The 19,563-nt window shown below is 72.5% G+C and carries 15 protein-coding genes and 1 pseudogene; 5 read left to right on the top strand and 11 right to left on the bottom strand.

The genetic code is table 11. The features are described from left to right. Positions 1-106: 106 nt before the first annotated feature. From M4D82_RS15385 to bldG, 3 genes are all read right to left on the bottom strand, one after another. Entirely contained in the window at positions 107-2,509 is a 2,403-nt protein-coding gene (locus tag M4D82_RS15385; protein ID WP_249766595.1) for a sodium-translocating pyrophosphatase, read from the bottom strand. A gap of 319 nt (positions 2,510-2,828) precedes the next feature. Continuing rightward, a complete protein-coding gene (locus M4D82_RS15390; RefSeq protein ID WP_249766596.1) occupies positions 2,829-3,269 on the bottom strand; it encodes an ATP-binding protein in 441 nt (146 codons plus the stop codon). A 116-nt stretch (positions 3,270-3,385) separates the two neighbouring features. Further along, the gene (gene bldG, locus M4D82_RS15395) at positions 3,386-3,727 is read right to left on the bottom strand and encodes an anti-sigma factor antagonist BldG (protein ID WP_042812494.1); all 342 of its coding nucleotides are present in this window, start codon (positions 3,725-3,727) and stop codon (positions 3,386-3,388) included. An 82-nt stretch (positions 3,728-3,809) separates the two neighbouring features. Between bldG and M4D82_RS15400 the strand changes: the two genes are divergently transcribed. Further along, the gene (locus M4D82_RS15400) at positions 3,810-6,266 is read left to right on the top strand and encodes a DEAD/DEAH box helicase (protein WP_249766597.1); all 2,457 of its coding nucleotides are present in this window, start codon (positions 3,810-3,812) and stop codon (positions 6,264-6,266) included. A gap of 561 nt (positions 6,267-6,827) precedes the next feature. Here M4D82_RS15400 and M4D82_RS15410 read toward each other — a convergent pair. From M4D82_RS15410 to ssd, 6 genes and pseudogenes are all read right to left on the bottom strand, one after another. Beyond that, positions 6,828-7,204: pseudogene (locus M4D82_RS15410) on the bottom strand (TadE family type IV pilus minor pilin). After that, complete coding sequence (locus tag M4D82_RS15415) at positions 7,191-7,388, bottom strand: DUF4244 domain-containing protein (protein WP_249766598.1); 198 nt, start codon at positions 7,386-7,388, stop codon at positions 7,191-7,193. Before M4D82_RS15415 ends, M4D82_RS15410 begins: the two are co-directional and overlap by 14 nt. Before the next feature lie 170 nt (positions 7,389-7,558). After that, positions 7,559-8,335 carry a type II secretion system F family protein gene (locus tag M4D82_RS15420; RefSeq protein WP_249766599.1) on the bottom strand — a complete coding sequence of 259 codons (777 nt, stop codon included), beginning with the start codon at positions 8,333-8,335 and terminating at the stop codon, positions 7,559-7,561. Next, positions 8,335-8,862, bottom strand: coding sequence for a type II secretion system F family protein (locus M4D82_RS15425; protein WP_249766600.1), 528 nt, complete (start codon positions 8,860-8,862; stop codon positions 8,335-8,337). Before M4D82_RS15425 ends, M4D82_RS15420 begins: the two co-directional genes overlap by 1 nt. A gap of 349 nt (positions 8,863-9,211) precedes the next feature. Further along, on the bottom strand, positions 9,212-10,360 hold the full coding sequence (locus M4D82_RS15430; RefSeq protein WP_249766601.1) for a TadA family conjugal transfer-associated ATPase: 1,149 nt from the start codon (positions 10,358-10,360) through the stop codon (positions 9,212-9,214). After that, positions 10,357-11,610 (bottom strand): septum site-determining protein Ssd, encoded by a 1,254-nt coding sequence (gene ssd / locus M4D82_RS15435; RefSeq protein ID WP_502989070.1) that lies wholly within the window; start codon positions 11,608-11,610, stop codon positions 10,357-10,359. The genes M4D82_RS15430 and ssd overlap by 4 nt, the downstream gene beginning before the upstream one ends. Before the next feature lie 488 nt (positions 11,611-12,098). Between ssd and M4D82_RS15440 the strand changes: the two genes are divergently transcribed. Then, positions 12,099-12,968: an HAD family hydrolase gene (locus M4D82_RS15440; protein ID WP_249766602.1), complete on the top strand. Its 870-nt coding sequence runs from the start codon at positions 12,099-12,101 to the stop codon at positions 12,966-12,968. 394 nt (positions 12,969-13,362) lie between these two features. Here the strand turns inward: M4D82_RS15440 and M4D82_RS15445 are convergent, their stop codons facing one another. Further along, a complete protein-coding gene (locus M4D82_RS15445) occupies positions 13,363-14,184 on the bottom strand; it encodes a Fic family protein (RefSeq protein WP_249766603.1) in 822 nt (273 codons plus the stop codon). 109 nt (positions 14,185-14,293) lie between these two features. Here M4D82_RS15445 and M4D82_RS15450 point away from each other — a divergent pair, with 109 nt between their 5' ends. Then, positions 14,294-15,298: an ATP-binding protein gene (locus M4D82_RS15450; RefSeq protein WP_249766604.1), complete on the top strand. Its 1,005-nt coding sequence runs from the start codon at positions 14,294-14,296 to the stop codon at positions 15,296-15,298. Here the strand turns inward: M4D82_RS15450 and M4D82_RS15455 are convergent. Beyond that, positions 15,261-16,553, bottom strand: a complete 1,293-nt coding sequence (locus M4D82_RS15455; RefSeq protein WP_249766605.1) for a polysaccharide deacetylase family protein — start codon at positions 16,551-16,553, stop codon at positions 15,261-15,263. The two genes, M4D82_RS15450 and M4D82_RS15455, sit on opposite strands and share 38 nt — an antisense overlap. A 231-nt stretch (positions 16,554-16,784) precedes the next feature. Here M4D82_RS15455 and M4D82_RS15460 point away from each other — a divergent pair, with 231 nt between their 5' ends. Both M4D82_RS15460 and M4D82_RS34600 read left to right on the top strand, forming a co-directional pair. Further along, positions 16,785-18,878: a SulP family inorganic anion transporter gene (locus M4D82_RS15460; RefSeq protein WP_249766606.1), complete on the top strand. Its 2,094-nt coding sequence runs from the start codon at positions 16,785-16,787 to the stop codon at positions 18,876-18,878. Positions 18,879-18,883: 5 nt separating this feature from the next. Continuing rightward, positions 18,884-19,405: a carbonic anhydrase gene (locus M4D82_RS34600; RefSeq protein ID WP_249771838.1), complete on the top strand. Its 522-nt coding sequence runs from the start codon at positions 18,884-18,886 to the stop codon at positions 19,403-19,405. Positions 19,406-19,563: the final 158 nt, after the last annotated feature.

Genomic DNA, 19,563 nt, shown 5'->3' on the forward strand with positions numbered 1-19,563 from the left:
CCGCGCCGCCCGTCCGCCGTTCGGGCGCATCATCGAGCCCGTGCCTCGCGTACGGACGCCCGTGGGCCTTACGGCCGGGGCCTCCCGAGGGGTCGGAGCCCCGAGGTCAGGAGACCACGGCCGGATCGGCCGGTTGCGCCACCCGCTCGGCCGCTCCGCCGGTGTTGTCCTCGCCGACGGCGATGCCGCGCCGCTTGGAGATGTAGACCGCGGTGACGATGATCAGGATCGCGACGGTCGCCACGATGGCCCGTACGGTCGCGCTGGTGTCCGCGCCGTAGCTGAACTGCACGACGGCGGGGGCGATCAGCAGCGCCACCAGGTTCATCACCTTGAGCAGCGGGTTGATGGCCGGGCCGGCGGTGTCCTTGAACGGGTCGCCGACCGTGTCGCCGATGACGACCGCGGCGTGGGCCTCGCTGCCCTTGCCGCCGTGGTGCCCGTCCTCGACGAGCTTCTTCGCGTTGTCCCACGCGCCACCGGAGTTGGCGAGGAAGACCGCCATCAGGGTGCCGGTGCCGATGGCGCCCGCGAGGAAGGAGCCGAGCGCTCCGACGCCGAGGCTGAAGCCCACGGCGATCGGGGTGAGGACGGCGAGCAGGCCGGGCGTGGCGAGCTCGCGCAGCGCGTCCTTGGTGCAGATGTCCACGACGCGCCCGTACTCGGGCTTCTCGGTGTAGTCCATGATCCCCGGGTGCTCGCGGAACTGGCGGCGCACCTCGTAGACGACGGCGCCCGCGGAGCGGGAGACGGCGTTGATGGCCAGGCCCGAGAAGAGGAACACGACCGCCGCGCCGAGGACCAGGCCGACGAGGTTGTTGGGCTGGGCGATGTCGAGGCTGAGGTTCATCTCGCCGGCCTTGGCGCCGACTTCCTTCACCGCGCCCGTGATGGCGTCGTTGTACGAGCCGAAGAGCGCCGCTGCGGCGAGGACGGCGGTGGCGATGGCGATGCCCTTGGTGATGGCCTTCGTGGTGTTGCCGACGGCGTCGAGGTCGGTGAGGACCTGCGCGCCGGCGCCCTCGACGTCGCCGGACATCTCGGCGATGCCCTGGGCGTTGTCGGAGACCGGACCGAAGGTGTCCATGGCGACGATGACGCCGACGGTGGTGAGCAGGCCGGTGCCGGCCAGGGCCACCGCGAACAGCGCCAGCATGATCGACGTGCCGCCGAGCAGGAAGGCTCCGTAGACGCCGAGGCCGATGAGCAGCGCCGTGTAGACGGCGGACTCCAGGCCGACGGAGATGCCGGCGAGGACGACGGTGGCCGCGCCGGTCAGGGAGGACTTGCCGATGTCCCGGACGGGACGGCGGTTGGTCTCCGTGAAGTACCCGGTCAGCTGCTGGATCAGGGCCGCGAGCACGATGCCGATGGCGACGGCGACGACGGCCAGGACGCGCGGGTCGCCGGGGTGGTTCGAGATCGCGGCGTCCTCGACGCCGACGAGCTCCTTGTAGGTGGCCGGGAGGTACGCGTAGACGGCGATCGCGACCAGCACCAGCGAGATCACGGCGGAGATGAAGAAGCCGCGGTTGATGGCGGTCATGCCGCTGCGGTCGCTGCGGCGCGGGGAGACCGCGAAGATGCCGATCATGGCGGTGATGACACCGATCGCGGGGACGATCAGCGGGAAGGCCAGGCCGAGGTCGCCGAAGGCGGCCTTGCCCAGGATCAGCGCGGCCACGAGGGTGACGGCGTACGACTCGAAGAGGTCGGCCGCCATCCCCGCGCAGTCGCCGACGTTGTCGCCCACATTGTCGGCGATGGTCGCGGCATTGCGCGGATCGTCCTCCGGAATGCCCTGCTCGACCTTGCCGACCAGGTCGGCGCCCACGTCGGCGGCCTTGGTGAAGATGCCGCCGCCCACGCGCATGAACATCGCGATCAGGGCGGCGCCGAGGCCGAAGCCCTCCAGGACCTTGGGGGCGTCGGCGGCGTAGACCAGGACGACGCAGGAGGCGCCGAGCAGGCCGAGGCCGACGGTGAACATGCCGACGACGCCACCCGTGCGGAAGGCGATCTTCATGGCCTTGTGGGCCACTTCCGTCAGGTCCTTGGCGGGTTCGCCCTCGGCCGGGGTGGCCTCGCGGGCGGCGGCGGCGACGCGGACGTTGGCGCGGACCGCGAGGCGCATGCCGATGTAGCCGGTGGTGGCCGAGAAGAGGGCGCCGACGAGGAAGAAGGCGGAACGTCCCGCCCGTTGCGTCCAGTCGTCGGCGGGGAGCAGGAAGAGCAGGAAGAAGACCACGACGGCGAAGACGCCGAGCGTGCGCAACTGGCGTCCCAGATAGGCGTTGGCGCCTTCCTGAACGGCCGCTGCGATCTTCTTCATGCTGTCGGTTCCCTCGTCGGCGGCGAGAACCTGGCGGACCAGGATCTGCGCGACGACGAGGGCGGCGAGAGCGACGCCCGCGATCACGAAAACGATCAGCCGATTGTCTTCGGTGAGTACGGCGGCTGCCAGATCGTTGACGCGATCGGGCGCGATAGGGGTGAAGAGCCCCGTCATTCGTCCTCCTTGACGTGATGAGCTCAAGATGTGGACGGATTGTAGGGAGCGCGACCTGATCAAAACAGTGGGCGGGAAACGCAATTGGCGTGGTCTCGCTCCTCAGCAATAGATCGCGTCACTCCATTACCCTCGAAAGAGGTAATGGGACAAAGGCATTGACGGCCGATCAACATCTTCAGGTTTATCGGGGAAAACGAAAAAGGCCCTGCTCAGCAGGGCCTTGAAAAAGATCCGAAGATACGAGGGACCCGCGCCCGGACGCGGTCGGCGCGGCCCGCCCCGGGCCGAGGCGGAGGTGCGCCGGTGGCAGGAGCGGCTAGGAAAGGCCGCCGTGGCCCGAGATCGGCCAGGTCATGCGAATCGTTCCGCCGGCCTCCCCGGTGGTGACGGCGACGTCGTCGACGAGGCCGCTGATGACCGCGAGGCCCATCTCGTCCTCACCGTCCGCATCGGGGTCGAGGGCGGCCGCGATCCCCGGCACGGTGCCGGTGGAACCGCCGGCCGGTCCGGGTACCTCGTCACCGACCTCGATGGAGAAGAGCTTCTCCTCCTCGATCAGCACGACCCGGACGGGCGCGGTCAGTCCGTTGCTGCGGTGCAGTCCGACGGCACGCGAACAGGCCTCACCGACGGCGAGGCGGACCTCGTCGAGTACGGCTTCCTCCACACCGGCCCTGCGCGCCACGGCGGCCGCGACGAGGCGGGCCGTCCTGACGTGCTCGGGCTGGGCGCTGAAGCGCAGTTCAACGGTGGCCATGTGCGTCCCCCTCGGACTACGGGCGTGCCTTGACAGGGGCCCGGACCGTCCGCGGCCCGGTACCCCCGCTCCTGGTCGGCGCCGGCAACCGCCGGGGAGGCGGTCGCCGGCGGCCGTCAGTCGGTGGCGTTGACGGCGTCGTCCACACTCGTGTGGATCGGGAACACCTTCGTCAGACCGGTGATACGGAAGATCTTCAGGATGCGCTCCTGGTTGCAGACCAGACGCAGCGAGCCCTCGTGCGCGCGCACGCGCTTGAGGCCTCCCACGAGCACACCGAGGCCGGTGGAGTCGAGGAAGTCCACTCGCTCCATGTCGACAACCAGGTGGTAGCTGCCGTCGTTCACCAACTCCACCAACTGCTCGCGCAGCTTGGGCGCGGTATACACATCAATCTCGCCACCGACCTCTACGACCGTGCGGTCGCCGACAGTGCGAGTCGACAGGGACAGGTCCACGGATCCTCCAGCACCTTGCTATCGAGCGGCGCCCCCCAGGGGCCTCCCCACCCGAAGGTAAGGGGAGGGATCGGCTGCCGCGATGGCATTCAATCACTTACCGGCAGGCGCGCACGACGCCTTGGGACCATTGTCCCGCACGCCAGTGACACACTCGGTTCCAATGGGCAACACTGACCGCCCCGGTCCGGCCACGGCACCGGGGCACCCTGGACCCACCCCCGGCACGGTTCTGGACCGGCTGTCACGGGGGCCTTCGCGGGCTGCGCGCATCACCCATACGGAGCACTTGCCCCCTCGGGCGGGTCGTCATGCAGTGTGGCCGGACCGCATCCGAACGGATGTCGTGGCCGCGATCCAGGCCGCCGGGATCGAACATCCGTGGGAACATCAGGCCGCGGCCGCCGAGCACGCCCTGGACGGCGAGTCCGTGGTCATCGCCACCGGAACCGCCTCCGGGAAGTCCCTGGCCTACCTCGCACCCGTGCTCTCCGCCCTCACGGACGGGGCGCGGGCCCCGAACGGGCGCGGTGCGACCGCCCTCTACCTGGCCCCCACCAAGGCTCTGGCCGCCGACCAGCGGCGGGCCGTCCGGGAACTGGCCGCGCCCCTCGGAAACGCCGTCCGCCCCGCCGTGTACGACGGCGACACCCCCTTCGAGGAACGCGAATGGGTGCGCCAGTACGCCAACTACGTGCTGACCAACCCCGACATGCTGCACCGGGGCATACTGCCGTCCCACGCCCGCTGGGCCTCCTTCCTGAAGTCGCTCCGGTACGTGGTCGTGGACGAGTGCCACACCTACCGCGGGGTCTTCGGCTCGCACGTCGCCCAGGTCCTGCGCCGGCTGCGGCGCCTGTGCGCCCGCTACGGCTCCGAGCCGGTGTTCCTGCTGGCCTCCGCCACCGCCGGCGACCCGGCGGCCGCCGCGTCCCGGCTGACGGGCGTGCCGGTCCTGGAGGTCACCGACGACGCCTCCCCGCGCGGCGAGGTGGTGTTCGCCCTGTGGGAGCCGCCGCTGACCGACCTCAAGGGCGAGAAGGGCGCGCCCGTACGCCGTACGGCCACGGCGGAGACCGCCGACCTTCTGACCGACCTGGTCGTGCAGGGCGTCCGTACGGTGGCCTTCGTACGCTCCCGACGCGGCGCGGAACTGATCTCCGTGATCGCGCAGGAACGGCTCGCGGAGGTCGACCGGAGCCTGCCCCGGCGGGTCGCCGCCTATCGGGGCGGCTACCTGCCCGAGGAGCGGCGGGCCCTGGAGCGGGCCCTGCACTCCGGGGAGCTGCTCGGCCTGGCGGCGACCACCGCCCTGGAGCTGGGCGTGGACGTCTCCGGCCTGGACGCCGTCCTGATCACCGGCTACCCGGGCACCCGGGCCTCGCTGTGGCAGCAGGCGGGCCGCGCCGGCCGCTCGGGGCAGGGCGCCCTCGCGGTGCTGGTGGCCCGTGACGACCCGCTCGACACGTACCTGGTCCACCACCCCGAGGCGCTGTTCCGGCAGCCCGTGGAGGCCACGGTCCTGGACCCGGACAACCCGTACGTCCTGGCGCCGCACCTGTGCGCGGCCGCCGCCGAGCTGCCCCTGACCGAAGCGGACCTGGACCTCTTCGGCCCGGCCACCGCCGATCTGCTGCCGCAGCTGGAGGCCGCGAAGCTGCTGCGCTGGCGGACGGCGGCCTGGCACTGGACCCGCCGGGAGCGGGCCTGCGACCTCACCGACATCCGGGGCGGCGGCGGCCGCCCGGTGCAGATCGTCGAGGCCGCGACCGGCCGGCTGCTGGGCACGGTCGACGAGGCCGCGTCCCACTCCGCCGTCCACGACGGTGCCGTCCACCTCCACCAGGGCCGCACCTACCTGGTGAAACACCTGGACCTGGAGGATTCCGTGGCCCTGGTCGAGGAAGCCTCGCCGCCCTTCTCCACCACCGCCCGCGACACCACCACCATCCGGATCCTGGAGACGGAGACCGAGATCCCCTGGGGTGCGGCCAGGATCTGCTACGGCTCCGTCGAGGTCACCAACCAGGTCGTCTCCTATCTGCGGCGCAAACTGATCACCGGCGAGGTGCTCGGCGAGGCCAAACTGGACCTGCCGCCGCGCACCCTGCGCACCCGGGCCGTGTGGTGGACGGTCACCGAGGACCAGCTCGACGAGGCCCGGATCAACCCGGAGATCCTCGGCGGCGCCCTGCACGCCGCCGAGCACGCCTCCATCGGCCTGCTCCCGCTGTTCGCCACCTGCGACCGCTGGGACATCGGCGGGGTCTCCGTCCCGCTGCATCCGGACACCCTGCTGCCCACGGTGTTCGTCTACGACGGCCACCCGGGCGGCGCCGGCTTCGCCGAGCGGGCCTTCCACACGGCGCGGGCGTGGCTGACCGCGACCCGGGACGCCATCGCCGCCTGCGAGTGCGAGGCCGGCTGCCCGTCCTGCATCCAGTCCCCCAAGTGCGGCAACGGCAACGACCCCCTCCACAAACGCGGCGCCATCCGCCTGCTCACCCGCCTCCTGACCACCCCCACCCCCGAGCCCTGACGCACCCACCCGAAACATCCCTGGACCACTCACCCCGACCGAGCCGGCGACCCTCCGAGCGAGCCCGCCCCGTACGAGGCCGTAAGCCCGGATCCGGCCCGCGCCGGCGCGGCCGAAACCACCGCCGCCGGTGGCGGCCCGGCCGAGGGCGGCTCGGTCGAGGGCGGCCCGGTCAAGGGCGGCCCGGTCAAGGGCGGCTCGGTCAAGGCGGCTCGGTCGAGGCCGTCAGGGGAGGGCCGGCGCGGGCCCGGACGGTCGGGGTGAAGGGGCCCGCCCGGACCCGGGCCGAGACCTGGACCACCTCGCCCCCGACCCGGCACTCGGCCACCACCACCCCTGCGCCCCGGCGACCCGCCCGGCCGCGGCGCAGGCCGCCTCGGGGCCCCGGGCCCAGGTCAGCGCCGCCGCGAGGGCCGCCAGGTCGGCCGCGGCCCCGCCCGGTGCCGCGCGACCACCGCCTGCCCCAGCAGCAGCACGCCCCGAACACCGCCCCGAGCACGGTGACCATCACCGTGGCCCACACCGTCGCCGAGCCCCGGTCCCGGCTCAGGCGGTCCCGGCTCACGGCGGCGCTCCCACGCTGTCCTCCGCCAGGGCCGCCGCCCGCGCCCCGAGCCGGACCGGCAGCCCGCGCGGCCCCGGCGCCGGCGCGGACACCCGCACGACCCACAGGTCCCCGTCCGCTCCACCTCCACCTCCGCCCCCGGCGGGGCGGCCGACCCGGCGACCCGCGCCGCCGCCTCCACCGGTTCCGACCGGGCCACGGCCCGCGCTCCGGCCCGCGCCGCGTCCACGCACCGGATCTGCGCGGCGGCGGCCATCAACCCCCACACCAGCAGCGCCGCGAAAAGCACCAGTGCCGGAATGACCACAGCCGCCTCAGCCGTCACATATCCGCGGTCCCCCGCTCCCGGCGGCTTTCGCTCAGAAGGGCACATCGAGCGCCTTCCCGATGGTCGACTGAAGTGCCGTCGAGACCACGTCACTCGTCACCACCTTGTACAGAACGGCGGCGAATGCACACGCGGCGATCGTGCCCATGGCGTATTCCGAAGTCGACATTCCCGCGTCCGCCGACCGACCGCCCAGCCGCGTCCGCACGCGAAACCAGATGATCCTCATGACAACCTCCTGTGGGATTACGTTCTTGATGTGATGTCGGTTTGTGGTCCTGCCGGATCTTCCGGCAAGTCTCAGTGGATCTTCGTCAGCCTTTTCGTGCCCCCTCCGACCCCCTTCCGGCCCTTTGCACCCCCTTACCGCACCCCCTTACCGCGCTTTTTCACGGCCCGTCAGTTGCCCGCCAACAGGCCGGAGGCCATTCCGATCACCACCGGAGCCACTCCCACCGCGAGGAACGCGGGGAGGAAGCAGAGCCCGACCGGGGCGGTCACGAGGACCGCCGCCCGCTGCGCCCGCACCGCCGCCTGGCGGGAGCGGTCCGCCCGGAGGGCCGCCGCCAGGCGGGAGACCGGCTCCGCGGCCGGGGCCCCGCTCCGCGCGGCCCGCTCCAGGCACTCCGCCAGCGCCCGAGCGCCCGGTATCTCCGCCAACCTCCCCCACGCGACCCCCGGTTCGCTCCCGAGCCGCAGCTCGGCGCCGGCCAGCGCGAGCCGTTCCCCCACCGGGCCGCCCAGGGACTCCCCCACCACCTCGGCCGCCTCCACCGGCCCCGCCCCGGCCGCCAGGCAGGCGGCGAGCAGGTCGACGGCGAAGGGCAACTGCCGCTCGGCGCGGCGGACATCGACCCCGCCGGCCGGCCGCGCACGGGCGACGAGGCGTCGTACCGCGTACGCCACGCCGCACCCGGTCAGGAACCCGGACACCCCGCCGATCAGCGCCCAGGCCGCCACCAGCGCCCCCACGGGCGCCGCCCACACCCGGAGCACCGCCCGCCGCCGCAGCCCCACGGCGGTCCGCTTCGGGGCCGGCTCCGCCCGGAACAGGCCCAGGAGCCTGCGCCGCACCGCCCGCCGCCCCAGCCACGCCACCACCACCGACCCCAGGGCCCAGGCCGCCACCGCGAGGCACAGCGCCGTCCCCAGCCTGTGGATCGCCGCCGCGCCCATCACCGCTCCCCCGTCCGGACGATCCGCCGGCACCACAGCAGCCCGAGCGCCTCCAGTACCGCGCCCGCCAGCAGGCAGCCCCACCCCACCGGCGTGTGCAGCAGCACGCGCAGGGGGTCGGCCCCGAGTCCGGTACCGATCAGCAGCCCCACCAGCGGCAGCAAGGCGAGGACCAGCGTCGTGGAGCGGGCTCCCGCCAGCTGGGCCCGTAGCGACTCCTGCTGGTCGCGCTCGGCCCGCAACGCTGCTTCCAGCCGGTCCAGTCCGGCGGCCAGCCCCGCGCCCCCGTCCACCGAGACCCGCCAGCAGGCGGCCATCGCGGCCAGTCCTTCCGCCCCGGGTTCCCGGGCCGCCTGCCGCAGCGCCTCGGCCACCTCCCCGCCGAAGGCCGCGGCGGCCAGAACTCCCGCCTCCGCGGGCCCCAACCCCTCGGACCCGGTGGCCGTACGGCGCACCGCCACCGTCAGGGCCCGGCCGGGCTGCGCCCCTGCCCGCAGCTCGCCCACCACGGCCCCGCACAGCGCCACCACCGCGGCGGCCCGACCGGCGCGCTCCGCTCGCGCTGCCGGGCCGCAGCCAACCGCGCACCAGCGGTACCGCCCCGGCTCCCAGGAGGAGCGGGATCACGGAGCCGCCGGCCACGGCGACCACGAGCCCGGCGGCGAGCGGCCCACTCCGGCCACCGCGCGACCCCGACCCGCAGCCACGCCACGAGCCGCCGCCCGCGCGCCGGCCCGGCCGTCACCAGGGGCCCCGCTCCCGCGAGGACCAGCCGGACCCGGCGCGAGGAGCCCTCCGGCCCGGCCAGCACCCAGGCGGCCGCCCCGGCGCACAGCACCCCGGCGAACACCGGCACCGATCCGAGCGGCCCGGCGCTCACCGCGCACCTCCCAGCAGCGGTCCGAGCCGGGCCCAGCCCTGCTCGCGTACGAAGCCCCGCGCTCCCCAGCGCAGCGCGGGCACGGTCACCACCAGCCCGGCCGGATCCCGCTCCAGTACGTGCACCTCGGCCACCCGGCGCCGCCCGGTACGGTCCCGGACCAGGTGCACCACCAGGCTCAGCGCGGCCGCCAACTGGCTGTGCAGGGCCGCCCGATCGAGTCCGGCGGTGGTCCCGAGCGCCTCCAGTCGAGCGGGTACGTGCGCGGCGGCATTGGCGTGAACGGTGCCGCAGCCCCCTTCGTGGCCGGTGTTCAACGCCGCGAGCAGGTCGGCGACTTCCGGACCGCGCACCTCGCCGACCACCAGTCGGTCCGGGCGCATCCGCAGGGCCTGTCGCACCAGGTCCGCCAGGGTCACGAGGCCGGCGCCCTCCTGGTTCGCGGGGCGGGTTTCCAACCGCACCACGTGTGGATGGTCGGGGCGCAGCTCCGCCGAGTCCTCGGCCAGCACGATGCGTTCGCGGGGTCCGACCAGCCCCAACAGCGCGCTGAGGAGGGTGGTCTTGCCCGTCCCCGTGCCCCCCGAGACGAGGAAGGAGAGTCGGGCCTCGACCAGCGCCCGCAGCAGCCGTTGCCCGCCGGGTGGCAGGGTGCCGGCGGCGACCAGCTCGTCCAGGGTGAAGGCCTTGGGCCGCACCACCCGCAGCGACAGGCATGCCGATCCGACGGCGACGGGTGGCAGCACCGCGTGCAACCGCGTGCCGTCGGGCATGCGGGCGTCCACCCAGGGCCGGGCGTCGTCCAGGCGGCGCCCGGCGACGGCGGCCAGCCGCTGGGCCAGCCTGCGCACGGCCTCGGCGTCGGCGAAGGTCACCGTGGTCGGCTCCAGTCCGCCGCCCCGGTCCACCCACACCCGGTCGGGGGCGGCCACGAGGACGTCGGTGACCTCGGGGTCGGCGAGCAGTGGCTCCAGCGGGCCCGCGCCGACCAGTTCGGACCGCAGTTGGGCGGCCACTCCGAGGACTTCCGCGTCACCGAGGAGTCGGCCCTGTGCCCGCAGGGCGGCGGCGACCCGGGCCGGCGTCGGTTCCGCTCCGCTTTCGGCGAGGCGCTGGCGTACCGCGTCCAGCAGCACCGTGCTCATGCCGGCACCCCCTGGGCGGGCCCGAGGGCCCGCCGCCAGAAGCCGTCGCAGAAGCGGGCCAGCGTGCCCCGCGCACCCGGTGGTTCCCCCTCGGCCACCCGCCCCGGGAGCCCCACCTCCATCGGGAGTTCCCCGGCCAGCGGAGCCCCGAGCAGCCGCGCCACCGCCTCCGCGTCGAGCCCGTCGCGGCAGCGGCCCCGTACGACGACACGGACATCGCGGGCCACCATCCGCACCCCGGCGGCGACCCGGCCGGCGGCGGCCACCGACCTCAGCTCGCCCGGCACCACCATCAGGACGAGGTCCAGCTGGGCCAACACCTCCGCGACGGCCTCGTCGACCCGGCGGGGCAGGTCGACCACCACCACTCCGCCCCGCCTGCGGGCGGCGGCCACGACCGACCGCATCGCGGCGGGCGGCACCACCACCCGGTCCCCCCGGTCCCAACTCAGGACGCGCAGCGCGTGCAGCTCGGGCAGCGACTCCTCCAGCGCCCCGGCTCCGACCCGACCGCGCGAGGCGGCGAAGTCGGGCCAGCGCAGCCCCTCGGCGCTCTCACCGCCGAGCAGTACGTCCATCCCGCCGCCCAGGGGGTCGCCGTCGATGAGGATCGTGCGCTGTCCGGCGCGGGCGGCGCGCAGGGCGAGGGCACAGGCGAGGGTGGAGGCCCCGGAGCCGCCGCTGCCGCCGATCACGCCGACCGACAGGGCGGGGCGTCCGGCACCCTCCACCACGTCGGCGATGCGGTCGACGAGCCGGCCTTCGGCGTCGGGCAGGCGCAGCACCTCCTCGGCACCGATTTCCACGGCCCGCTGCCAGACCCCGGGGTCGTCGAGGTCCCGACCGACGAGGAACACCCCGTCCCGGCGCGGCGCTCCGCTCACCCGACGGGCGGCGTCGTCCCCGACCAGGACGAGTGGGGCGCTCTCCCAGCCGACGCCGCCGTCCACCACGCCGACCGCCCTGCCGTCCGCCCCGCCGAAACCCGGCGGATCCCCGCCGGCGCCGACTCCCGCCCCGACTCCCGCCCCCACTCCGGCGCCACCTCCGTAGCCTCCGCCACCACGCTCACCACCGGCTCCGCTTTGCTCGGGCACCGCGTGGTGCACATGCGGCTCGGCGCCCGCGGCGGCGCACAGCCGCAGCAGATCGTCGAGCAGCACCGGGTCCTCGGTGATGATCAACGGCCGTCCGCCGGCGGCAACCGCCCCGCCCGCACGGCCCGCCACCCCGCCGGCACCCTCCACCACGAGCCCCGACGCTTCACACGACTTCGATCCAGCCACGATCTCCGCCCCCTTCTCACAGCAAATCCACAAGCCACGGACTTCGCGGCTGGAATCACCGTGGACCAGTGCGGAAAAAGAAGTGGATCTTGCTCGAAATCTGTGGACAAGAAGGCGGTTGTGAATAACTTCGCCACCCCATCAGGTGAGTTCCGGAGCGCGCCGGAACCACTACTCAGCGTCACGAGTTGGAGGGGGTGAGGGCCAACGCACGGAGGCCGAAAGCGAGAGGAGGGCCGCAGGGATGGTCACTGAAGGCCGGCAGCAAGGGAGGCGAACCGCGTCCGGACATGCGACGACCCCCGCCGGGGGGGAGAGCGGGGGTCGTCCCCACGGTCCGACTCGGGGGGGGAGGAGCCAGACCGGGTTAGCACGGTCGCGAACGATCCGTGACTTCCATGGTGTACCCGAGAGGCTTCTCAGGCAAACCCACGCGCCACACCTTACGCCGAATGGTGGGCGCATATGCTCGGGTCGTGGAAAATCAGCCCTTGCCGCACTCCTTGCCTCGGACCGCCGCCTTCTTCGACCTGGACAAGACGGTCATTGCGAAGTCCAGCACTCTGACGTTCAGCAAGTCCTTCTACCAGGGGGGGCTGATCAACCGGCGGGCCGTGCTGCGCACCGCGTACACGCAGTTCATCTTCCTGGCCGGCGGCGCCGACCACGACCAGATGGAGCGGATGCGCGAATACCTGTCCGCCCTCTGCAAGGGGTGGAACGTGCAACAGGTCCGGGAGATCGTGGCCGAGGCCCTGCACGACCTGATCGACCCGATCATCTACGACGAGGCCGCGTCCCTCATCGAGGCCCACCACACCGCCGGGCGTGACGTGGTCATCGTGTCGACCTCCGGCGCCGAAGTGGTCGAGCCCATCGGCGAGATGCTCGGCGCGGACCGGGTCGTCGCCACGCGCATGGTGGTCGGCGAGGACGGCTGCTTCACCGGCGAGATCGAGTACTACGCCTACGGGCCCACGAAGGCGGAAGCCGTACGGGAGCTCGCGGAGTCCGAGGGGTACGACCTCGCGCGGTGCTACGCGTACAGCGACTCGATCACCGACGTGCCGATGCTGGAAGCGGTCGGGCACCCGCACGCGGTCAACCCCGACCGGGCACTGCGGCGGGAGGCGGTCGCCCGGGAGTGGCCGGTGCTGGTGTTCGACAAGCCGGTGCGCCTGAAGCAGCGCCTGCCCGGGTTGTCCATGCCCGCGCGCCCGGCGCTGGTCGCCGCGGTGGCGGTCGGCGCGGCCGCGGCCACCGCGGGGTTGGTCTGGTACGCGAGCCGCCGTCGGGGCGGCGTCACCGTCGCCTCGACCTGACCGCCGAGCGCCCGAATGGCTGCCCCGACGTGGGCCGATACGGGTGCCTGGATCGCCCCGATTCCTCCCGGAAAGTAAAGAACTTCGGCCAGGGGTTTCGCTCCACCGCGAACCGGAGTACAAAGGAGTCAACGGCCCGCGAGACCAAAGAACATCCGAGAGGATCATCTTTAAAACGCAGTAAGGCCCACGGACCGAAGCAGGAACGCCGAGCACCCACGCGACGTCGACCCGTCGATTACGGGCCAGCCGCACCAGGTAACCGGGCAAAGCTCCCGACCTGATGGGCAACTATCGAGGACGCTTGGTAACTGGGCGTGAATGCCAGCGGCGACACCACAGCAGTACGGTGTCGCCGCAACCCGTGTCCGGGCCCTTCGGGCCCCTACGCCGCCTACGCCGCGCCGCGCTGGAGCGCCTCGCAGACCGCCGTCGACTCCCGCACCCCGAGCTCGACCGCCCGACCGCAGTGCGCGATCCACGCGGCCATCCCCTCCGGGGTCCCGGAGACGTAGCCCTCGAAGGCCTCCAGGTAGGCCTGCGCCCCCTGCTCCGCGTGACCCACCTCCGCCGGGCAGATCGCCTTGGGGTCGAGACCGCTGTTGATCAGCACGATCCGCTCCGCCGCCCGCGCGACCAGGCCGTTGTACGAACCGAAGGGCCGCAGCGCCAGCAGTTCGCCGTGCACCACGGCTCCCGTGACCAGGGCCGGGGCGGACCCGCCCGCGATGATCAGCCGCGACAGACCGTCGAGCCGGCCCGCGACCTCCTCCGCGCTCGGCAGGGGCAGCCCCACCAAGGGCTCGTCCACCGGCTCGCCCGCCAGGCGCGGCCGACCCACCACGTCCCCGGCCTCCGTCGAACCGCACGCCACGAGGTGCAGGCGCGCGAGGACCCGCAGCGGCGACTGCCGCCAGATGCTCAGCAACTGCCCGGCCTCCGCCGTCAGGCGCAGCGCCGCACCCACCGTGCGCGCCTCGGCCTCCGCGCCGAAGTCGGTCCGGCGGCGCACCTCCTCCAGCGCCCAGTCGGCCCCCGAGAGGGCCGCGCTCCCGCGGGCGCCGCGCAGGGCGGCCTCCGAGGCGATCTCCCCGCTGCGCCGGCGCATCACGCGGTGCCCGTAGACCCGGTCCACTGCCTTGCGTACGGAATCCACGGACTCGGCGACACCCGGGAGGGCGCCCAGGGGCGCCAGCGGGTCAGAAGCGCTACTCATAAGTAAGGAGCCTAATCACTGCGCCCCCATAGCACCGACCCCTCCTTGGAGTGGTCTTCTTCACTCAGCTTGGCCACTCCCTGTCGCCACTCCACTACCCTTGGTGAATATGAAGATCGCTTTCGTGGGAAAGGGCGGCAGCGGGAAGACCACGCTGTCCTCCCTGTTCATCCGCCACCTCGCCGCCAATGAAGCCCCCGTCGTCGCGGTGGACGCCGACATCAACCAGCACCTCGGCGCCGCCCTCGGGCTCGGTGAGGACGAGGCCGCCGCGCTGCCCGCCCTGGGTGCGCACCTGCCGCTGATCAAGGAGTACCTGCGCGGGTCGAATCCGCGCATCGAGTCCGGCGACAGCATGATCAAGACCACTCCGCCCGGCACCGGTTCGCGCCTGCTGCGGGTCACCGAGGACAACCCGGTCTACGAGGCGTGCGCGCGCACGCTGTACCTGGACGGGGAGCCCGTACGCCTCATGGTGACCGGACCCTTCACCGAGGCCGACCTCGGCGTGGCCTGCTACCACTCGAAGGTCGGCGCGGTGGAGTTGTGCCTGAACCACCTGGTCGACGGGCCCGACGAGTACGTCGTCGTCGACATGACGGCCGGTTCCGACTCCTTCGCCTCGGGCATGTTCACCCGCTTCGACATGACCTTCCTGGTGGCCGAGCCGACCCGCAAGGGCGTGTCCGTCTACCGGCAGTACAAGGAGTACGCCCGGGACTTCGGGGTCGCGCTCAAGGTGGTCGGCAACAAGGTGCAGGGCCCGGAGGACATCGAGTTCCTCCAGGACGAGGTCGGCGAGGACCTGTTGGTCACCTTCGGCCACTCGGACTGGGTGCGGGCCATGGAGAAGGGCCGACCCGCCGCCTTCGAGCTGCTGGAGGCGACCAACCGGCTCGCGCTCCAGGCACTCCAGGACGCGGCGGAGGACTCCTACGCCGACCGGGACTGGGCCAAGTACACCGAGCAGATGGTCCACTTCCACCTGCGCAACGCCGAGAGCTGGGGCAACGCCAAGACCGGGGTCGACCTGGCGGCGCAGGTCGACCCCGGCTTCGTCCTCGACGAGGCGCTGATCAGCCCTCGTCGCTCTCCGACTCCTCAGCCGGCTTGACCTCGGCCTCACCCGACGGGGCGGCCGGCGCCGGCGGCGGCCCCGCCGTGAGGAACTTCCTCCAGCCGTCCTTCGGCGCCTGGCCGACGTCGAGGGTGCGCATCCACTCCAGGACCTTGGGGTCCTGGGCGTCCAGCCAGTCGACCAGCTCGCGGAACGGCACGCAGCGGACCTCCGGCTTGGTGCACATGGTCGCGATGGATTCCTCGACGGCACGCATGTAGGTGCCGCCGTTCCAGGACTCGAAGTGGTTGCCGATGATCAGCGGCGCCCGGTTGCCCTGGTAGGCGCGGTCGAAGGCCTGGCGCAGCCCGTCGCGCATCTGGTCGCCCCAGTACTCGTGCTGCGAGGGGTCGCCCTGGGTGGTGGTCCCGGACTGGTTGATCAGGTAGTTGTAGTCCATGCTCAGCGTCTCGAAGGCGCGGCCGGGCAGGGGGACCAGCTGGAGCGGGATGTCCCAGAGGCCGTCCGTCTTCTTGGGCCAGATCTGCTTGCTGATGCCGCTGGAGTCGTAGCGGAAGCCCATGTCCTTCGCCGCGAGCATGAAGTTCTTCTGCCCTTCGAGGCAGGGGGTGCGGGCGCCGATGAGTTCCTTGTCGTAGTCGAAGGGGAGGGCGTCCATCCCCTTGAGGTCCGGCGTGTTGGTCTTCCAGTTCTTGACGAAGGACTTGGCCTGGTTGATCTCGCTCTTCCACTCCTCCACGGACCAGGTCCCGACGCCGCCGTCGGGGCCGCAGAAGTGGCCGTTGAAGTGGGTGCCGATCTCGTTGCCCTCCAGCCAGGCGGCACGGACCTGCGTGGCGGTGTCCTTGATGCCCTGGAGGTCGCCGAAGCCGATGTCGGAACGGCCCGGGGAGTGCTGCGGGGCGGTGTAGAGGGAACGCTTCTCCTCCGGAAGCATGTAGACGCCACTGAGGAAGTAGGTCATCCGGGCGTTGTGCTTCTTGCCGACCTCACGGAAGTGCGAGAAGAGCTTCTGGCTGTCCTCGCCGGCCCCGTCCCAGGAGAACACCACGAACTGCGGTGGCTTCTCGCCGGGCGCCAGTTTCCTCGGCTTCACCACGTTGGGCTGGGGTCCGGTGTACGCGGTCGAGCCGTCACCGATGGGCCTGTTGACGCTGCCGGGGGCCTCGGGGGCGGCGACGCCCTTCCTCGCCGTCGGTCTGTCGGACTCCGAGGCGCTGCACCCGGCGACCCCGAGCGCCAGGGCCGTGGCGACCAGGCCGCCGGCGATCTTCTTCGTGGCGGCGATCATCCGCACACCTCTCCCTCGCGTTCCTTGGCGGGACTTCCGGGACGCAACGTCCCACGCGGTGTGCCGATAGGAAGGTGTGACAAGCCAGAAAAAATACCTAATCACCCTTGAGGGGGATTTCGTGACCCAATTGCCCGTATTGCCCCTCGCCGATCTTTACTCTCCATTACCATCCATTTACTGAGTGTTGACTCCCGCCGCTTCATCCCTTCCCAGAGGAGACGGGAACCCATGACAGCCACATCCCCCTCCATCGCCGATGACAGCAACAACGGCAGCACCAACGGCAGCAACGACGGCAGCGACAAGGGCAGCGACAACGGCACTGACGCCGGCGGCAACGGCGGCGCGGCGCGGCGCAGGGACTTCCACGCGGACCTCTCCGCGTCCATCGCCGTCTTCCTGATCGCCCTGCCGCTTTCCCTCGGCATCGCCCTGGCCACCGGAGCCCCCCTCCAGGCCGGGCTGGTGGCCGCCGCCGTGGGCGGCATCGTCGCCGGCCGGTTCGGTGGCGCGCCCCTCCAGGTGAGCGGGCCCGCCGCCGGACTGACCGTGGTGACCGCCGAGTTGATCCAGCACTTCGGCTGGCGCACCACCTGCGCCATCACCGTGCTGGCCGGCTGCTGCCAGCTCGGGCTGGCCTTCCTGCGTACGGCCCGGTCGGCGCTCATGGTGAGTCCGGCCATCGTGCACGGCATGCTCGCGGGCATCGGCGTGACCATCGCGCTGGCCCAGCTGCACATCGTGCTGGGCGGTACCCCGCAGAGCTCCGCCGTGGCCAACGTCCGGGGACTGCCCGCACAGTTGGCCGATCCGCATCCGGTCGCCCTCGGGGTCAGCGCGCTGACGTTGTGCGTACTGCTGGGCTGGTCCCGGGTGCCCGGTCGGGTCGGCCAGGCCCTGCGCAAGGTGCCGGCCGCGCTGGCCGCCGTGGCGGGCGCCACCGCGTTCGCGGCCCTGGCGGGGCTGCACCTGCCCCGGGTGGACCTGCCGTCCTGGCGCAACCACGCCCTGCCCGAACTGCCCGAGGGGCCGGTGCTCGGCCTGATCGCAGCCGTCCTGACCATCACGCTGGTGGGCAGTGTGGAGTCCCTGCTGTCCTCGGTCGCCACCGACAAGCTGATCGCCTCCGAGCGCCCGACGGACCGGCGTCCGCCCCGCGCCGACCTCGACCGCGAGCTGCGCGGACAGGGCGCTGCGAACATCACCTCCGGCCTGCTGGGCGGGCTGCCCGTGACCGGTGTGGCCGTCCGGAGCGTGGCCAACGTGAAGTCGGGTGCGGCCAGTCGCAAATCGACCATGATGCACGGGTTCTGGATCGTGCTCGCGGCCGGTCTGCTCGTCCCGCTACTGGACCTGATCCCCCTCGCCGCCCTGGCCGCGCTGGTGATGGCCGTCGGGATCCAGATGGTCAGCATCACGCACATGCGTACGGTCACCCGGCACCGCGAGATCCTCGTCTACGTGACGACCATCGTGGCCGTGGTGCTCGGCGGCGTCCTGGAGGGCGTGGCGATCGGCATCGCGGTGGCCGTGGCGGTGGCCCTGCACCGGCTGGCCCGTACCCGGATCACCCTGGAGGAGCTGGGCGGCGTCCATCAGGTGCGGGCCCGCGGGCAGTTGACCTTCCTCGCCGTCCCCCGGCTGAGCCGGGTCCTGAACCAGATCCCGCACACCGGGCACGTGGTGATCGAGCTGGACGGCTCCTTCATGGACCACGCCGCCTACGAGACCCTGCACGACTGGCAGGAGTCCCATCGGGCGCACGGCGGCTCGGTGGCGTTCACCGGCCGCTCCGGCACCGCGACGACGCTCAGCGGCTCCGGGTTCTCCGACCCCGACGCCGGCCCGGACGGCGGAGCGGCCGAAGGCGCGGCGGGCGGGGCCGGGACGACGGGGACGGCCACATCGGGCACGGGCACGGGCACGCGCTCGGCGACGGGCGGGCACCGTGGCGAGGGCGGTCGTGGGGCGCACGTCTGCTGCCGCCCCTGGACCCCCTGGCAGAACCACTGCGACCACCGCGCGCTCAACGCCTCGGGCCTTTCCGGCAGCCGCTCCGAGGCGGGCGAGACCGGCGAGAGCGGTGACGCCGAAGACGGTGAGGCGGGCGGCGCCGCCCGCCGGCGATCCCCGGCGCGGCCGTCGAGGGCGGCGCCGCGGCGTCCACCCGGCGGGGGCGCGGCGCGGGGCGACTGGCCAGCGGCATCAGCGTCTTCCAGCGGGACACCGCCCCGCGCGTACGCGACGAGCTGGCCCGCCTCGCGCGGGAGGGCCAGCGTCCCTCGCAGCTCTTTCTCACCTGCGCGGACTCCCGCCTGGTGACCAGCATGATCACGGCCAGTGGCCCCGGCGACCTCTTCACCGTCCGCAACGTCGGGAACCTCGTACCGCTCCCCGGCGCCGAGGCCACCGACGATTCGGTCGCGGCGGCCATCGAGTACGCGGTGGACGTCCTGAAGGTGGACAGCATCACGGTCTGCGGGCATTCGGGCTGCGGCGCCATGCAGGCGCTGCTGAACTCCCACCCGGGTGCTCCGATGACCCCACTGCGCCGCTGGCTGCGGCACGGCCTGCCCAGCCTGGAGCGGATGGCCAGCCGCCACCACGCCTGGGCCCGGATCGCCGGGCGGCTGCCCGCCGACGCCGTGGAGCAGCTGTGCCTGACCAACGTGGTGCAGCAACTGGAGCACCTGCGGGCCCACGAATCGGTGGCCCGGCGGCTCGCCGAGGGAACGCTGGAGCTGCACGGAATGTACTTCCACGTGGGTGAGGCCCAGGCGTACCTGCTGTCCGAGGGAGAGGACTTCTTCGACTGTCGGGTTTTCGACAGCGTCGGCCAGAGCGTCTGACCCGCGAGGCGACCTGAACCGATACCCTCCCCTATCCGTGCAAGCTGTTGGCCCCTTCCCGCACCCTGCAGCGGGAAGGGGCCATTCGCACGCCATTGGTCGAGCGTGGACCCAGGAGCGCTATAGGTCTAAACCAATTCTCGGTTACCCCTTGTCAC

It is taken from the genome of Streptomyces sp. RerS4 (assembly GCF_023515955.1).
Taxonomy (GTDB): Bacteria; Actinomycetota; Actinomycetes; order Streptomycetales; family Streptomycetaceae; genus Streptomyces.

Excerpts from the sequence above, each read along its gene's own strand:
- M4D82_RS15385 (WP_249766595.1), bottom strand. The coding sequence starts at position 2,509 with ATGACGGGGCTCTTCACCCCTATCGCGCCCGATCGCGTCAACGATCTG.
- M4D82_RS15390 (WP_249766596.1), bottom strand. The coding sequence starts at position 3,269 with ATGGCCACCGTTGAACTGCGCTTCAGCGCCCAGCCCGAGCACGTCAGG.
- M4D82_RS15400 (WP_249766597.1), top strand. The coding sequence starts at position 3,810 with ATGGCATTCAATCACTTACCGGCAGGCGCGCACGACGCCTTGGGACCA.
- M4D82_RS15415 (WP_249766598.1), bottom strand. The coding sequence starts at position 7,388 with ATGAGGATCATCTGGTTTCGCGTGCGGACGCGGCTGGGCGGTCGGTCG.
- M4D82_RS15420 (WP_249766599.1), bottom strand. The coding sequence starts at position 8,335 with ATGGGCGCGGCGGCGATCCACAGGCTGGGGACGGCGCTGTGCCTCGCG.
- M4D82_RS15430 (WP_249766601.1), bottom strand. The coding sequence starts at position 10,360 with ATGAGCACGGTGCTGCTGGACGCGGTACGCCAGCGCCTCGCCGAAAGC.
- M4D82_RS15440 (WP_249766602.1), top strand. The coding sequence starts at position 12,099 with ATGGTGGGCGCATATGCTCGGGTCGTGGAAAATCAGCCCTTGCCGCAC.
- M4D82_RS15445 (WP_249766603.1), bottom strand. The coding sequence starts at position 14,184 with ATGAGTAGCGCTTCTGACCCGCTGGCGCCCCTGGGCGCCCTCCCGGGT.
- M4D82_RS15450 (WP_249766604.1), top strand. The coding sequence starts at position 14,294 with ATGAAGATCGCTTTCGTGGGAAAGGGCGGCAGCGGGAAGACCACGCTG.
- M4D82_RS15455 (WP_249766605.1), bottom strand. The coding sequence starts at position 16,553 with ATGATCGCCGCCACGAAGAAGATCGCCGGCGGCCTGGTCGCCACGGCC.
- M4D82_RS15460 (WP_249766606.1), top strand. The coding sequence starts at position 16,785 with ATGACAGCCACATCCCCCTCCATCGCCGATGACAGCAACAACGGCAGC.
- M4D82_RS34600 (WP_249771838.1), top strand. The coding sequence starts at position 18,884 with ATGATCACGGCCAGTGGCCCCGGCGACCTCTTCACCGTCCGCAACGTC.